The 14,567-nt window shown below is 74.6% G+C and carries 18 protein-coding genes; 5 read left to right on the top strand and 13 right to left on the bottom strand.

The features are described from left to right. Positions 1–83: 83 nt before the first annotated feature. The 3 genes from IE326_RS29350 to hisI are packed head-to-tail and all read right to left on the bottom strand — an operon-like array spanning position 84 to position 2,637. On the bottom strand, positions 84–725 hold the full coding sequence (locus IE326_RS29350) for a TIGR02234 family membrane protein (protein WP_150227699.1): 642 nt from the start codon (positions 723–725) through the stop codon (positions 84–86). Positions 726–739: 14 nt separating this feature from the next. After that, entirely contained in the window at positions 740–2,239 is a 1,500-nt protein-coding gene (locus IE326_RS29345) for an anthranilate synthase component I (RefSeq protein ID WP_150227700.1), read from the bottom strand. A gap of 11 nt (positions 2,240–2,250) precedes the next feature. Continuing rightward, positions 2,251–2,637, bottom strand: coding sequence for a phosphoribosyl-AMP cyclohydrolase (gene hisI / locus IE326_RS29340; RefSeq protein ID WP_150227701.1), 387 nt, complete (start codon positions 2,635–2,637; stop codon positions 2,251–2,253). Between the two features lie 84 nt (positions 2,638–2,721). Here hisI and IE326_RS29335 point away from each other — a divergent pair, with 84 nt between their 5' ends. Further along, positions 2,722–3,357, top strand: a complete 636-nt coding sequence (locus IE326_RS29335) for a TIGR03085 family metal-binding protein (protein ID WP_150227702.1) — start codon at positions 2,722–2,724, stop codon at positions 3,355–3,357. A 1-nt stretch (position 3,358) separates the two neighbouring features. On the opposite strand, the gene IE326_RS29330 is transcribed toward IE326_RS29335, so the two are convergent. The 9 genes from IE326_RS29330 to hisD all read right to left on the bottom strand — a co-directional run bounded on the left by IE326_RS29330 (position 3,359) and on the right by hisD (position 9,491). After that, positions 3,359–3,541, bottom strand: a complete 183-nt coding sequence (locus tag IE326_RS29330; RefSeq protein ID WP_373310302.1) for a hypothetical protein — start codon at positions 3,539–3,541, stop codon at positions 3,359–3,361. Between the two features lie 173 nt (positions 3,542–3,714). Further along, positions 3,715–4,470 (bottom strand): imidazole glycerol phosphate synthase subunit HisF, encoded by a 756-nt coding sequence (gene hisF / locus IE326_RS29325; protein ID WP_150227703.1) that lies wholly within the window; start codon positions 4,468–4,470, stop codon positions 3,715–3,717. Beyond that, the gene (locus IE326_RS29320) at positions 4,470–4,868 is read right to left on the bottom strand and encodes a RidA family protein (RefSeq protein WP_150227704.1); all 399 of its coding nucleotides are present in this window, start codon (positions 4,866–4,868) and stop codon (positions 4,470–4,472) included. The genes hisF and IE326_RS29320 overlap by 1 nt, the downstream gene beginning before the upstream one ends. Further along, entirely contained in the window at positions 4,865–5,593 is a 729-nt protein-coding gene (gene priA, locus IE326_RS29315) for a bifunctional 1-(5-phosphoribosyl)-5-((5-phosphoribosylamino)methylideneamino)imidazole-4-carboxamide isomerase/phosphoribosylanthranilate isomerase PriA (protein WP_190043769.1), read from the bottom strand. Before priA ends, IE326_RS29320 begins: the two co-directional genes overlap by 4 nt. Continuing rightward, positions 5,590–6,237 (bottom strand): imidazole glycerol phosphate synthase subunit HisH, encoded by a 648-nt coding sequence (hisH, locus tag IE326_RS29310; protein ID WP_150227706.1) that lies wholly within the window; start codon positions 6,235–6,237, stop codon positions 5,590–5,592. Before hisH ends, priA begins: the two co-directional genes overlap by 4 nt. Further along, entirely contained in the window at positions 6,234–6,398 is a 165-nt protein-coding gene (locus tag IE326_RS29305) for a CG2302 family histidine operon protein (RefSeq protein WP_030748301.1), read from the bottom strand. Before IE326_RS29305 ends, hisH begins: the two co-directional genes overlap by 4 nt. Positions 6,399–6,400: 2 nt before the next feature. Next, positions 6,401–6,994: an imidazoleglycerol-phosphate dehydratase HisB gene (gene hisB, locus IE326_RS29300; RefSeq protein WP_046907028.1), complete on the bottom strand. Its 594-nt coding sequence runs from the start codon at positions 6,992–6,994 to the stop codon at positions 6,401–6,403. After that, entirely contained in the window at positions 6,991–8,151 is a 1,161-nt protein-coding gene (locus tag IE326_RS29295) for a histidinol-phosphate transaminase (RefSeq protein WP_229915731.1), read from the bottom strand. The genes hisB and IE326_RS29295 overlap by 4 nt, the downstream gene beginning before the upstream one ends. Beyond that, positions 8,148–9,491: a histidinol dehydrogenase gene (hisD, locus tag IE326_RS29290; RefSeq protein ID WP_190043768.1), complete on the bottom strand. Its 1,344-nt coding sequence runs from the start codon at positions 9,489–9,491 to the stop codon at positions 8,148–8,150. Before hisD ends, IE326_RS29295 begins: the two co-directional genes overlap by 4 nt. Before the next feature lie 239 nt (positions 9,492–9,730). On the opposite strand from hisD, the gene IE326_RS29285 reads away from it, so the two are divergent. From IE326_RS29285 to ybaK, 4 genes are all read left to right on the top strand, one after another. Next, the gene (locus IE326_RS29285) at positions 9,731–11,326 is read left to right on the top strand and encodes an oxidoreductase (RefSeq protein ID WP_150227708.1); all 1,596 of its coding nucleotides are present in this window, start codon (positions 9,731–9,733) and stop codon (positions 11,324–11,326) included. 239 nt (positions 11,327–11,565) lie between these two features. Next, entirely contained in the window at positions 11,566–12,642 is a 1,077-nt protein-coding gene (locus IE326_RS29280) for a hypothetical protein (protein WP_190043767.1), read from the top strand. 10 nt (positions 12,643–12,652) lie between these two features. Next, positions 12,653–13,390, top strand: coding sequence for an LON peptidase substrate-binding domain-containing protein (locus IE326_RS29275; RefSeq protein ID WP_150227710.1), 738 nt, complete (start codon positions 12,653–12,655; stop codon positions 13,388–13,390). 25 nt (positions 13,391–13,415) lie between these two features. Then, entirely contained in the window at positions 13,416–13,916 is a 501-nt protein-coding gene (ybaK, locus tag IE326_RS29270; protein WP_150227711.1) for a Cys-tRNA(Pro) deacylase, read from the top strand. Positions 13,917–13,925: 9 nt separating this feature from the next. Here ybaK and IE326_RS29265 read toward each other — a convergent pair whose 3' ends face one another. Beyond that, a complete protein-coding gene (locus tag IE326_RS29265) occupies positions 13,926–14,543 on the bottom strand; it encodes a DUF2567 domain-containing protein (RefSeq protein ID WP_150227712.1) in 618 nt (205 codons plus the stop codon). Positions 14,544–14,567: the final 24 nt, after the last annotated feature.

Below are 14,567 nucleotides of genomic sequence, written 5' to 3'. Positions count from 1 at the left end.
CGCGTGACGACGGCTGTCATGTGATGACGGCGTCATTCTTCCGCACATGACCCCGCGGAGGTGACTCGGGGGGTCCCGGACGATCACGCGTCGTGCGTCGGGTCCTCGCCGCGGTCGAGCGCCTTCCACAGGTCCTCGGGGCGGTCGGGGTCCCCGGCGGCGGCGCGGCGCGGCGTCCGGGGGGTGCCGGAGCGCTCGTAGCGGCCGCCCATCGCGGGCCAGCTCTTGCCGAAGCGGAGGGCGAAGAGGCCGGCGAGAAGGATGAGGAGGGCGCCGCCCGCGGTGACGTACGGCCAGGCCGTGTGGGTGAGGCCGGCGACGGCGGCGGCGGTGTCACCGCTGATCCGGGCGGCCTCGGCGTCGAGGGCGGCGCTGTCGGAGGCGCCGAGGAAGGCGGCGAGGGCGGCGCCGGCGCCGCTCAGGGCGAGGAGCCCGGCGACGAGGGTGCGGCCGGCGCGGCGGACGGCGAAGACGGCGACGAGGGCGGCGAGGCCGACGATCGCGAGGGCGGTCGGGACGCCGGTGACGGTGCCGCCGTCGGCCTCGACGGGGACGGTGCCCCCGGCGACCGACGCGGTGCCCTGGGCCCAGATCTGGCCGGCGGAGAGCAGCACGACGGTGGCCCCGAGGGCACCGAGGAGCAGGGCGAGGGCGAGGCTCCGCCGGCCGCCGGGGGTGACGGCCGCGCGGGCGGCTCGGGGCTGGGGTACGGATGCGGCGCTCACACACCCACTATCCCCTACGGCCTCGGTGAACCTTTCATCCGGTTGGCGGTGTGTACGGCGCGGAGCACGGCGGCGGCCTTGTTGCGGCACTCGGCGTCCTCGGCAGCCGGGTCGGAGTCGGCGACGACACCCGCTCCGGCCTGCACGTACGCGGTGCCGTCGCGCAGCAGGGCGGTGCGGATGGCGATGGCGGTGTCGGAGTCGCCGGCGAAGTCGAGATACCCGACACACCCGCCGTACAGACCCCGCCGGGAGGGCTCCAGCTCCTCGATGATCTGCATCGCGCGGGGCTTGGGCGCGCCGGAGAGGGTGCCGGCGGGGAAGCAGGCGGTGAGGACGTCGAAGGCGGTCCTGCCCTCGGCGACGCGGCCGGTGACGGTGGAGACGATGTGCATGACGTGCGAGTACCGCTCGACCGACATGAAGTCGACGACCTCGACGGAGCCGGGGGCGCAGACCCGGCCGAGGTCGTTGCGGCCGAGGTCGACGAGCATGAGGTGCTCGGCGCGCTCCTTGGGGTCGGCGAGCAGTTCCTCGGCGAGGTCGTGGTCCTCCTGCGGGGTGGCGCCCCGGTGCCGGGTGCCCGCGATGGGGTGGAGCATGGCCTGCCCGTCCTCGACCTTGACCAGCGCCTCCGGGGAGGAGCCGACGACGTCGAAGCCGTTCTCGAAGCGGAAGAGGTACATGTACGGGGACGGGTTGGTGGCCCGCAGGACCCGGTAGACGTCGAGCGCGGAGGCGGTGCAGGGGGTCTCGAAGCGCTGCGAGGGGACGACCTGGAAGGCCTCGCCGGCCCGGATCCGCTCCTTGATGTCGTCGACGGCGTCCTGGTAGGCCGGGCCGCCCCAGAGCGCGGAGTACTCGGGCAGTTCGGAGGCGGGGAGCGCGACCGGGGTGGTGGCGACGGGACGGGCCAGGTCGGCCTCCATCGCGTCGAGGCGGGCGACGGCGTGCGCGTACGCCTCGTCGACGCCGGTCTCCAGGTCGTTGTGGTTGATCGCGTTGGCGATCAGGAGGACCGAGCCGTCCCAGTGGTCGAGGACCGCGAGGTCGCTGGTGAGGAGCATGGTGAGCTCGGGGAGCTCCAGGTCGTCGCGGCCGTGCTCGCCGATCTTCTCCAGGCGGCGGACGATGTCGTAGCCGAGGTAGCCGACCATGCCGCCGGTGAAGGGCGGCAGCCCTCCGGCCAGGTCGCGCGGGGTGTGCAGGGTCTCGACGGTGGCGCGCAGGGCGGCGAGCGGGTCGCCGTCGGTGGGCACGCCGACGGGTGGGGTGCCGAGCCAGTGGGCCTCGCCGTCCTTCACGGTGAGGGTGGCGTCGCTGCGGACGCCGATGAAGGAGTAGCGGGACCAGCTGCGGCCGTTCTCCGCGGATTCGAGGAGGAAGGTGCCGGGGCGTTCGGCGGCGAGCTTGCGGTAGAGCCCGACCGGGGTGTCGCCGTCCGCGAGGAGCCTGCGGCTGACGGGGATGACGCGGCGGTCGGCCGCCAGCTTGCGGAAGGTCTCAAGATCCATGGCGGCAGACCCTACTCGGATGCGGGCAGCCCGGCGGCGGGCAGCAGGACGTCGGTGTCGAAGCAGGTGCGGGTGCCGGTGTGGCAGGCGGCGCCGACCTGGTCGACCTTGACGAGGATGGTGTCGGCGTCGCAGTCGAGGGCGACCGCCTTGACGTGCTGGACGTGCCCGGAGGTGTCGCCCTTGACCCAGTACTCGCCGCGGCTGCGGGACCAGTAGGTGCAGCGGCCGGTGGTGAGGGTGCGGTGCAGCGCCTCGTCGTCCATCCAGCCGAGCATGAGCACCTCGCCGGTGTCGTGCTGCTGGGCGATGGCGGGGACCAGGCCGTCGGGGCTGCGCTTGAGGCGGGCGGCGATGGCCGGGTCGAGGTCGCTGGGGGTCCGGGGCGTGCTGCTCATGACGTCATTGTGCCGTGGCGCGGGAGCGTGTCCGGCGGGGCGTCCACTGGGCGGACGGCGCGGCGCGGTCGTACGCTGGCGGGCATGTCGACCCATGCCAGACGTGAACGGCTTCTGCTCGCTGATCTGTTGGAGGCCGCCGGCCCCGACGCCCCGACGCTGTGCGAGGGCTGGCGGACCCGGGACCTCGCGGCGCACGTGGTGGTGCGGGAGCGGCGCCCGGACGCGGCGGCCGGGACGCTCGTGCCGGCGCTGAAGGAGCGGCTCCAGCGGGTGCAGGACGAGTTCGCCGCGAAGCCGTACGAGGAGCTGCTCCAGCTCGTCCGGACGGGCCCGCCGCGCTTCTCCCCGTTCACGATCAAGCAGGTGGACGAGGGGGCGAACGTCGTCGAGTTCTACGTCCACGCCGAGGACGTCCGGCGGGCCCAGCCCGGCTGGTCGGCGCGGGAGCTGGACCCGGTCTTCGCGGACGCCCTCTGGTCCCGCCTGGAGAGGGGCGCCCGGCTGCTCGGCCGGAAGGCCCCGGTGGGCCTGGTGCTGCGCCGCCCGAACGGCCAGACGGTGGTCGCCCACAAGGGCACCCCGGTGGTGACGGTCTCCGGCGAGCCGGGCGAGCTGACGATGTACCTGTACGGGCGTACGGAGGTGGCGAAGGTGGGCCTGGAGGGCGACCCGGACGCGATCGAGCTGCTGAGCACGACGAAGCAGCTGGGGATCTGAGTCAGCGGGGCAGTTCGGCGCGGCGGACGGCGCGGACCGCGAGGCCGTACGCCCCGGAGAGGGCGCAGACCGCGGCGCTGACGGCGAAGACCGGGCCGGGGCCCCAGGCGCCGAGGGCGGCGCCGGTGCCCGGGAAGCCCAGCGGGGCGATGCCGAGGCTGCCGAGACCGGCGACGGCGCTCACCCGGCCGAGGTACGCGGGGTCGCGCTCGGTCTGGATCAGGGCGTTGCACAGGGCTCCGGAGAGGCCGGCGAGCAGGCCGAGGACGAGGGCGACGGCGGCGGGCGCCCCCCGGGCCGGGCGAGGCGACGGGAAGGGCCCCCGAAAGGGCCCTTCCCCCCAAGCGGAACGACGTCTCAGCGGACCTCGTGCCCCGCCTCCCGCAGCGCTCCCTTGACCTCGCCGATCCGCAGGTCGCCGAAGTGGAAGACGGAGGCGGCGAGCACCGCGTCCGCGCCGGCGGCGACGGCCGGGGCGAAGTCGCCGAGCTTGCCGGCGCCGCCGGAGGCGATCACCGGTACGGTCACGTGCTTGCGCACGGCCGTGATCATCTCGGTGTCGTAGCCGTCCTTGGTGCCGTCCGCGTCCATCGAGTTGAGCAGGATCTCCCCCGCGCCGAGCTCGGCGGCCCGGTGCGCCCACTCGACGGCGTCGATGCCGGTGCCCTTGCGGCCGCCGTGCGTCGTCACCTCGAAGGAGCCGGAGGCGGTGCGCCGGGCGTCGACCGACAGGACGAGGACCTGGCGGCCGAAGCGCTCGGCGATCTCGCGGATCAGCTCGGGGCGGGCGATGGCGGCGGTGTTGACGCCCACCTTGTCCGCGCCGGCCCGCAGCAGCTTGTCGACGTCCTCCGCCGCGCGGACGCCGCCGCCGACGGTGAGCGGGATGAAGACCTGCTCGGCGGTGCGGCGCACCACGTCGTAGGTGGTCTCGCGGTTGCCGGAGGAGGCGGTGATGTCGAGGAAGGTCAGCTCGTCGGCGCCCTCGGCGTCGTACAGCTTGGCCATCTCGACGGGGTCGCCCGCGTCCCGCAGGTTCTGGAAGTTGACTCCCTTGACGACCCGGCCGTTGTCCACGTCCAGGCAGGGGATCACTCGTACGGCGAGGCCCATCAGGCGTTCCCTCCCCGGTAGGCCTCGACCTCGACCTCGACCACCAGGCGGGGGTCGACGAAGCCGGAGACGATGATCATCGAGGCGGCCGGGCGGACCGCGTCGAACAGCTCCTTGTGGGCGCGGCCCACCTCGTCCACGTCCCGCGCGTGGGTGAGGTACATGCGGGTGCGGACGACGTGCTCGGCGCCGAGGCCGAGCTGCTTCAGGGCGTCGAAGGCGACGTCGAAGGAGTTGACGGTCTGCTCGTACGGGCCGCCCTCGGCGATCTGGCCGTCGACCACCGACGTGCAGCCGGAGACGAGGACCGTGCCGTTCGGCAGCTCGACCGCGCGGGAGTACCCGAAGGCGTCCTCCCAGGGGGCGCCGGTGACGACCTTGCGCACGGAGTCGGTCATGCGGACGCCACCGCCTGAAGGGCCTCCTCCAGGGTGAACGCCTTGGCGTAGAGCGCCTTGCCGACGATCGCGCCCTCGACGCCCAGGTGCGTGAGGCCCGCGAGGGCCCGCAGGTCGTCCAGGGAGGAGACGCCGCCGGAGGCGACGACGGGCTTGTCGGTGGCCGCGCAGACGTTCGTCAGGAGCTCGGTGTTGGGGCCGGTGAGGGTGCCGTCGCGGCCGATGTCGGTGACGACGTACCGGGCGCAGCCCTCGGAGTCGAGGCGGGCCAGCGTCTCGTAGAGGTCGCCGCCCTCGCTGGTCCAGCCGCGGCCCTTGAGGGTGGTGCCGCGGACGTCGAGGCCGACGGCGATCCTGTCGCCGTGCTCGGCGATGACCTTGGCGACCCACTCGGGGGTCTCCAGGGCGGCGGTGCCGAGGTTGACGCGGGTGCAGCCGGTGGCGAGGGCGGCGGCGAGCGAGGCGTCGTCGCGGATGCCGCCGGAGAGCTCGACCTTGATGTCCATGGCCTCGGTGATCTGCCGGACCAGGTCGCGGTTGTCGCCGGTGCCGAAGGCGGCGTCCAGGTCGACGAGGTGGAGCCACTCGGCGCCGGCGCGCTGCCAGGCGAGCGCGGCCTCCAGCGGGGAGCCGTAGGAGGTCTCGCTGCCGGACTCGCCGTGGACGAGCCGGACGGCCTGGCCGTCACGCACGTCGACGGCGGGGAGGAGTTCGAGAGTGCTCACAGGGTTCCGATCCAGTTGGTGAGGAGCTGGGCTCCGGCGTCGCCGGACTTCTCGGGGTGGAACTGGGTGGCCCACAGGGCGCCGTTCTCCACGGCGGCAACGAAGGGCTCGCCGTGGGTGGCCCAGGTGACCTTCGGGGCGCGGATGTTGGGGTTGCCGACCTCCAGGCTCCACTCGCGCACCGCGTAGGAGTGCACGAAGTAGAAGCGGGCGTCGGCGTCGAGGCCGGCGAAGAGCTCGGTGCCCTCGGGCGCGTCGACCGTGTTCCAGCCCATGTGGGGGACGACGGGGGCGTTCAGCGGTTCGACCGCGCCGGGCCACTCGTCGAGGCCCTCGGTCTCGACGCCGTGCTCGATGCCCCGCTCGAAGAGGATCTGCATGCCGACGCAGATGCCCATGACGGGGCGGCCGCCGGAGAGGCGGCGGCCGATGATCCAGTCGCCGCGGGCCTCCTTGAGCCCCTGCATGCAGGCGGAGAAGGCGCCGACGCCGGGGACGAGGAGCCCGTCGGCGTTCATCGCCCTCTCGTAGTCGCGGGTGATCTCGACGTCGGCGCCGACCCGGGCGAGCGCGCGCTCGGCGGAGCGGACGTTGCCGAAGCCGTAGTCGAAGACGACGACCTTCTTCGGAGTCGTAGTGCTCATGACCACACGTCCAGTCGCAGCACGCCGGCGGTGAGGCACATGGCGGCGCCGATGGAGAGCAGCACGATGAGGCCCTTGGGCATCTGCTGCTTGACGAAGGAGTAGATGCCGCCGAGCAGGAAGAGCCCGACGACGATCAGGATGGTGGAGAGACCGGTCACGGTTACAGCGCGCCCTTCGTGGAGGGGAGGATCCCGGCGGCGCGCGGGTCGCGCTCGGAGGCGTAGCGCAGGGCGCGGGCGAGCGCCTTGAACTGGCACTCCACGATGTGGTGGGCGTTGCGGCCGTAGGGCACGTGGACGTGCAGCGCGATCTGCGCCTGGGCCACGAAGGACTCCATGATGTGGCGCGTCATGGTGGTGTCGTACGAGCCGATCATCGGCGCCATGTTCTCGGGCTCGGTGTGCACGAGGTAGGGGCGGCCGGAGAGGTCCACGGTGACCTGGGCGAGGGACTCGTCCAGCGGGACCGTGCAGTTGCCGAAGCGGTAGATGCCGACCTTGTCGCCGAGGGCCTGCTTGAAGGCGGCGCCCAGCGCGAGGGCGGTGTCCTCGATGGTGTGGTGCGAGTCGATGTGGAGGTCGCCGTCGGTCTTCACGGTCAGGTCGAACAGACCGTGCCGGCCGAGCTGGTCGAGCATGTGGTCGTAGAACCCTACCCCGGTCGACACGTCGACCTTTCCGGTGCCGTCGAGGTCGATCTCGACGACGACGGAGGTCTCCTTGGTGGTGCGCTCAACGCGGCCTACGCGGCTCATGCGTCCTGCTCCTTCTTCAGCTCACGAACCGCGTCGAGGAACGCGTCGTTCTCTTCGGGGGTGCCGGCGGTGACCCGCAGCCAGCCGGGCACGCCGTTGTCCCGGACCAGGACGCCCCGGTCGAGGATCCTCCGCCAGGCCGCGTGGGAGCCCTCGGCTCCGTCGAAGCGGCCGAACTGGACGAAGTTGGCGTCGGACTCGGTGACCTCGTAGCCGATGGCCCGCAGCTCGGTGACGAGGCGGTCGCGCTCGGCCTTGAGCTGCTCGACGTACCCGAGCAGGGTGTCGGTGTGCTCCAGGGCGGCGAGCGCGGTGGCCTGGGTGACGGCGGAGAGGTGGTACGGCAGGCGGACCAGCTGGACGGCGTCGACCACGGCCGGGTGGGCGGCGAGGTAGCCGAGGCGGAGTCCTGCGGCGCCGAACGCCTTGGACATGGTCCGGGAGACCACCAGGTGAGGGCGGCCCTCCAGGAGGGGCAGCAGCGAGGGCCGGTGGCTGAACTCCACGTACGCCTCGTCCACCACGACCAGCGAGGGCTTCGCGGCCTGGGCGGCCTCGTACAGCCGCTCCACGACGTCCGCCCCGACGGCGGTGCCGGTGGGGTTGTTGGGCGAGGTGACGAAGACGACGTCGGGCGCGTGCGCGGCGATGGCGGCCTCGGCGGCCCCGACGTCGATCGTGAAGTCCTCGTTGCGCGGGCCGGAGATCCAGCCGGTGCCGGTGCCGCGGGCGATCAGGGCGTGCATCGAGTACGAGGGCTCGAAGCCGATCGCGGTGCGGCCCGGCCCGCCGAAGGTCTGGAGCAGCTGCTGGAGGACCTCGTTGGAGCCGTTGGCGGCCCAGACGTTCCCGGTGGCGACGGGGTGGCCGCCGGTGCGGGTGAGGTAGCGGGCGAGCTCGGTGCGGAGCTCCACCGCGTCCCGGTCGGGGTAGCGGTTGAGGCCGCGGGCGGCCTCGGCGACCCGCTCCGCGATCCGGGCCACCAGGGGCTCGGGCAGCGGGTAGGGGTTCTCGTTGGTGTTCAGCTGGACGGGCACGTCGAGCTGGGGGGCGCCGTAGGGCGACTGGCCCTTCAGCTCCTCGCGGATCGGCAGGTCGTCGATGCCGATGGTGTCGTTCCGGTCGTTCCGGTCGCTCTGGTCGCTCTGGTCGCTCACTTGCTCTCGGGCACCTTCCAGCCGAACCTGGCCTTGATCGCGGCGCCGTGGGCCGGGAGGTCCTCGGCCTCGGCGAGGGTGACGACGTGGTGGGCCACGTCGGCGAGCGCGTCGCGCGTGTAGTCCACGATGTGCACCCCGCGCAGGAAGGACTGCACGGAGAGGCCCGAGGAGTGGCAGGCGCAGCCGCCGGTGGGCAGCACGTGGTTGGAGCCGGCGCAGTAGTCGCCGAGGGAGACCGGCGCCCAGGGGCCGACGAAGATCGCGCCCGCGTTGCGGACCCGGTCGGCGAGGGCGGCGGCGTCGGCGGTCTGGATCTCCAGGTGCTCGGCGCCGTAGGCGTCGACGACCTTGAGGCCGTCCTCCAGGTCGGTGACGAGGACGATCGCGGACTGCTTGCCGGCCAGGGCCGGGGCGATCCGCTCCTCGACGTGCCGGGAGACGGCGACCTGGGCCTTCAGCTCGGCCTCGACGGCCTCGGCGAGCTCCGCCGAGTCGGTGACGAGGACGGCGGCGGCCATCGGGTCGTGCTCGGCCTGGCTGATGAGGTCGGCGGCGACGTGCACGGCGTCGGCGGTGGCGTCCGCGAGGACCGCGATCTCGGTGGGGCCGGCCTCGGCGTCGATGCCGATGCGGCCCTTGAGGAGGCGCTTGGCGGCGGCGACGTAGATGTTGCCGGGGCCGGTGACCAGGTCGACGGGGGCGCAGCCGGGCTCGTCGGCGGCGGACTCGGTGCCGTACGCGAACATGGCGACGGCCTGGGCGCCGCCGGCGGCGTAGACCTCGTCGACGCCGAGGAGGGCGCAGGCGGCGAGGATCGTCGGGTGCGGCAGGCCGCCGAACTCCTTCTGCGGGGGCGAGGCGACGGCCAGGCCCTCGACGCCGGCCTCCTGGGCCGGGACGACGTTCATCACGACGGAGGACGGGTAGACGGCGCGGCCGCCCGGCACGTAGAGGCCGACGCGGTCGACCGGGATCCACTTCTCGGTGACCGTGCCGCCGGGGACGACCTGGGTGGTGTGGGTGGTGCGGCGCTGGTCGCGGTGGACCTTGCGGGCGCGCCGGACGGACTCCTCCAGGGCCGCGCGGACGGCCGGGTCGAGCTCGGCGAGGGCGCGGGCGAGGGCCTCGGCGGGGACGCGGAGGGCCGGGACGCGGACGCCGTCGAACTTCTCCCCGTACTCGATCACCGCGGCCGCGCCATGATGCCGGACGGCCTCGCAGATCGGCCGCACCGTCTCCAGGGCGGCTTCCACGTCGAACTCGGCACGGGGCAGCAGGTCGCGCAGGGCGGCACCCTCGGGGAGGGCCGCGTCGCGCAGATCGATTCGAGAGATCACGGGTCAATTCTCGCAGACGGCCCACGGAGGCCGGACGTCCGTATCACGTGCTGATACAGGCCGTGATACACAGCGGGCCGCCCGCCGGAGACCCGCGGGTACCCGCCACTGTGGCGTCTCCTCGCCACTCCTGACCGTTAGCGTTCAGCCCGTCACAGCACGGGAAGAACGACTGTACGAATCTACGACTCCGGCATCCGGAGCCGTGGGAGCGCACCGGGGAGAGCGAGGGGGCGGCAGTGACCGAGCCGCACGAGGACGGCACGCCGGCGGGGCTCACGGGCCCCGAGGGGGCCGTGTGGCAGGCGTTCCGGATCGGCAGGACCTGCGATCTGACGGAGGGGGCGGCGGAGCGGGACGACCCGTTCGGGGAGGCGCCGTGGGGGGCGGAGCGGAGCGTCCGCGCCGACGTGGTGGCGGCGCTGCTGCTCGACGGGCCGCAGCCCCGGCCGGGCCGGGTGACCGCGCTGAAGCTGCGCGGGGCGCGGATCACGGGGGTGCTGGACCTGGCCGGCGGGTCCGTGTCGCCCTACGTGGAGCTGCACGGCTGCCGCTTCGACCACGAGGTGGTGCTGCCCGAGGCCCGGTTCGGGACGCTGCGGCTGGTCGGCTGCGCGCTCCCCCGCCTGGAGGCGGCCCGGCTGCACACGGAGGGCGACCTGCACCTGCCGCGCTGCCGGGTGGCCGGGGGCATCCGGCTGACGGACGCGCAGATCGGCACGGACCTGCTGATCAACCAGATACGGGTGGGGCCGGACGGGCGCGGCCGGGCGATCGCGGCGGACGGCATGGTGGTGGCGCAGGACCTCCAGGCCGAGCTGATCGAGACGCGCGGCGAGGTCAGCCTGCGCGGGGCGAAGGTCGGCGTCTCGCTCAACCTGCGCGGCAGCGTGCTGCGCGCCGCCCGGGGCCGCCGCGCGCTGAACGCGCCGCAGCTGACGGTGGAGCGCACGCTCTACCTCAACGCGGCCTGGGTGTACGAGGGCGACGGGGGGTCCACGGCCACCCCGCCCTACGGCGTGGCCCCGGTGCGGGACTCCCGGCTGAAACCGGCCGAATTCCACGGCGGGGTGCGGCTGGACGACGGCCGCTTCGGGGACGCGGTCGACCTCCACCACGCCCGCTTCCTGCTGAGCGGGGCGCGCCGGGAGGAGCTGTCGCTGCGCCGGATCGTCACCCCGGAGCTGCGGTTCAACGGGGAGCGGCCGGAGGAGGGCCGGGTGGTGCTGAACGGCGCGCGGGTGGTGACGCTGATCGACCTGCCGACGAGCTGGCCGGGCCCCGGCGGCCTCGCGATGGGCGGCTTCGTCTACGAGAACCTGGTGCCGTACGGGCGGTTCCCGCTGGCGACGCGGCTCGCCTGGGTGGCGGCGGCGACGCCGGAGTACGCCCCCGAGCCGTACGAGCGCCTGGCGACGGTGCTCCGGAACAGCGGCGAGGACGCCGACGCCCGGGAGGTGCTGCTCGCCAAGCAGCGGCGCAGGCGGGAGACGCTGCCGGTCGCCGGGAAGCTGTGGGGGTACGTCCAGGACTGGACGGTGGCGTACGGCTACCGGCCGGGCCGGGCGGCGCTGTGGATGGCGGTGCTGTGGGGGGCGGGCACGCTGGCCTTCTCCTGGTATACGCCGGTGCCCATCAAGCAGGGCGAGGGCCCGGCGTGGAGCGGCCCGCTGTACGCCCTCGACCTGCTGCTCCCGGTGATCACGCTCGGCCAGGACGGGTACTGGCGGCTGGAGGGCGCCTGGCAGTGGACGGCGGCGGTGCTGATCCTGCTCGGCTGGATCCTGGCGACGACGGTGGCGGCGGGCGCGACCCGGCTGCTGCGCCGGGGCTGAACGGCCCCCGGCGCGTCACGGGCGGCGGTCGCGGGCGGCGGTCCCGGGCGGCGGGGGACGGCGGTCCCCGGCCGTTCTGACGGACTTCCCCCCGGCCCGGGACGGGCGGTGGCCCCGGGCCCGGGACGGGCGGCGGTCCCGGCCTCGTGGCGGACGGGGGGAGACCGGGTGGGATCCGGGTGAAGGGAGGGTGGTGCGGGGGGCCGCGGGGCGTGCCCGATGGGAAGATACGTCCTGCCATGTCCTTCTTCCGCGCCCTGGTCGGCGCCGTCCGTGCGGCCCGGCACGCCCCGCGTCTCGCCGAGGGCCTGACGCCGGACGACGACGTGCTGCTGGACGCCCCGGACGGGCGGCTCGCCCCCGCGCTCGTGGCGGCCGCGCTCGGCGACCCGGAGCCCTCGGCGAAGCTGCTCGCCACCACCCGCGACGCCGGGGAGTGGGAGGACCGGGACCGCTACGTGCGGCGGCTCGCCACCTTCGCGTACAGCCGAGGCGAGTGGCTGGACCGGTGGCTGGAGGCCGCACCCCGGGACCCCGACGCCCTGCTGGTGTCGGCGCAGCTCGCGGTGGGCCGGGCCTGGGAGTCGCCGGCCCGGGCGGAGCGGCTGCGCGAGCTGGACCCGCTGCTGCGACCGCTCGCCGAGGAGTCCGGGCGCGACCCGGTGCCGTGGCGGCTCGCGCTGGACCACGCGCGCGGGGCGCACGCGGGACACGCGGCCTTCGAGGGGCTGTGGGAGCGGGCCCTGCTCCGCTCCCCGCACCACTACGGCTGCCACGTCGCCGCCCTCACCTATCTGTCGGCGCGCTGGTACGGCTCGGACCGGGCGGCCTTCGACTTCGCGGAGCAGGCGGCGGACGACGCGGCGCCCGGCTCCCTGGTACGGGCCCTGCCGGTGCGCGCCGCCCACGAAGCGCTGCGCCCGCCGGCCGCCGGGCGGGGCCCGGGCGCCTCCGGTCCCGCCCCCTCCGGCCCGCCGGCCGCCGGCCCCCGGCCGGACACCGTACGGATCGACGCGGCGGCGGACCGGGGCCTGGCCCTGTCGGCGGCGTTCGGGGCGGGCGACCCGTGGCCCGCGGAGGTGCGGAACCTGCTGGCGTACGTCCTGGTGGAGCGGGGGCGGTGGGAGGAGGCGCTGGCCGAGTTCGGCCGGACGGGCCCGTACGCCACCTCCTTCCCGTGGGCGGTCGGCGGCCACGATCCGCTGCGGCGGTTCCTGGCCACCCGCGACCGGGCGCGGACGGAGGTCGCGCGCCGGACCCCGCTCCGGGAGCGGGTCGGCACGATCTCCGGACGGAGCGGTCCGCGCGGCCATTAGGCTGGCCGCTGTGACCACCGCTCGCCTGCCCCTCTTCCCGCTCAACGCGGTGTTGTACCCGGGCCTCGTGCTGCCGCTCAACGTCTTCGAGGAGCGGTATCGCGCCATGATGCGCGCCCTCCTCGACATCGACGCCTCGGAGCCGCGGCGATTCGCCGTGGTCGCCATCCGGGACGGGCACGAGGTCGCGCCGACCGCGCCCGGGATGCCGGACCCGACGGCGCTGCCGGAGAAGGGCCCGGCGGCGGGCTTCGGCCCGGACCCGATCAAGAGCTTCCACCCCGTGGGCTGCGTCGCGGACGCGGCGAGCATCCGGCAGCGGTCGGACGGCTCGTACGAGGTGATGGTGACCGGCACCACCCGGGTGCGGCTGCGCTCGGTGGACGCCGGCGGCCCGTTCCTCACCGCCGAGACCGAGGAGCTCCCGGAGGAGCCGGGCGAGGAGGCGGAGGCGCTGGCCGAGGGGGTGCTGCGGGCGTTTCGCGCGTACCAGAAGCGCCTGGCGGGGGCCCGGGAGCGCTCGCTGACCACCAGCGAGCTGCCCGACGAGCCCTCGGTGGTGTCGTACCTGGTCGCGGCGGCGACGACGGTGGACATCCCGACGAAACAGCGGCTCCTGGAGGCGCCGGACACCGCGACCCGGCTGCGCGAGGAGCTGGCGCTGCTGCGCGCGGAGACGGCGGTGCTGCGGCACCTGCCCTCGCTGCCCGCCGTGGAGCTGACCCAGGCGCCCACCCACCCGAACTGACGGCCGAGCCGACCGAGGAAGTCCCGTGGCGAAGAAGAAGCAGCAGAAGAACGGCGGCGGCACGCCGGCGACGGTGGCGCTGGCCGCCGCCGGCACGGCCTACACCCTGCACGCCTACGAGCACGATCCGGCGGCCCCCTCGTACGGCGAGGAGGCGGCCGAGGCGCTGGGCGTCACGCCCGACCGGGTCTTCAAGACGCTGGTGGCGGACGTCGACGGGGAGCTGACGGTGGCGGTGGTGCCGGTCGCCGGGCAGCTGGACCTGAAGGCGCTGGCGACGGCGGTCGGCGGCAAGCGGGCCGCGATGGCGGACCCGGCGGCGGCCGAGCGGACCACCGGCTACGTCCGGGGCGGGATCTCGCCGCTGGGCCAGCGCAAGCGGCTGCGGACCGTGCTCGACTCCTCCGCCTCGGAGCACGCCACGATCTGCGTCTCGGCGGGCCGGCGGGGCCTGGAGGTCGAGCTCTCCCCCGCCGACCTGGCCGCCCTCACCTCGGCGGTGCTGGCCCCGATCGGCCGCGGCTGACCGGCCCCGTCAGCGCTTGCCGTAGGCGTCCCAGGGGCCGGGCTCCGGGTCGCGCGGCCCGAAGGCGGCGGTCAGGAGCAGGTGGAGGACGGTCGCGGCGAGCGGCCAGGCCAGCATCGCGGCGGCGCCCATCCGGAGCTTGAGCGGGGCGTCGAAGACGACGTTCGGGCCGACGGCCTTGGCGTGGGCGACCACGTCGGCGGTCGGGCCCAGCCGCACGCCGAGCCACCAGGCGAGCAGCGAGCCGAGGACGCCGCCGAGGGCGAGGCCGACGACCAGGGGGACGCCGCCCTTGCGGCGGACCAGGAAGACGACGAGTCCGGCGACCGCGCCGAAGGCGAGGGCGAGGAGGACGAAGGTGCCGTCGGCGCCGATCGCGGCCTCCCCCTCGGAGTCCCGCAGATAGACGCCCTCGCCGTCGGAGATCAGCCGGACTGCGGGGGCGAGCCACACCCACAGCACCCCGAGCAGGGCGCCGGCGACCGCCGAGGCCGCCGTCACCACGAGGCCCTGGACGACCTCGGCCGCGGTGATCGGGTCGCCGGCCGGGCCCGGGTGGGACGGGGGCGGCGGGGGCCAGGCGGGGTCGTGCGGCGGTGGCTGGGAGGGCGTCAGGGGTGCGGTCACCCCGCCATCGTGCCAGGTGTCCCT

It is taken from the genome of Streptomyces filamentosus (assembly GCF_014654895.1).
GTDB classification, from domain to species: Bacteria; Actinomycetota; Actinomycetes; order Streptomycetales; family Streptomycetaceae; genus Streptomyces; species Streptomyces filamentosus.
The sequence above is the reverse complement of the archived record's forward strand: the minus strand, read 5'-3'. Positions and strand labels throughout refer to the sequence as shown.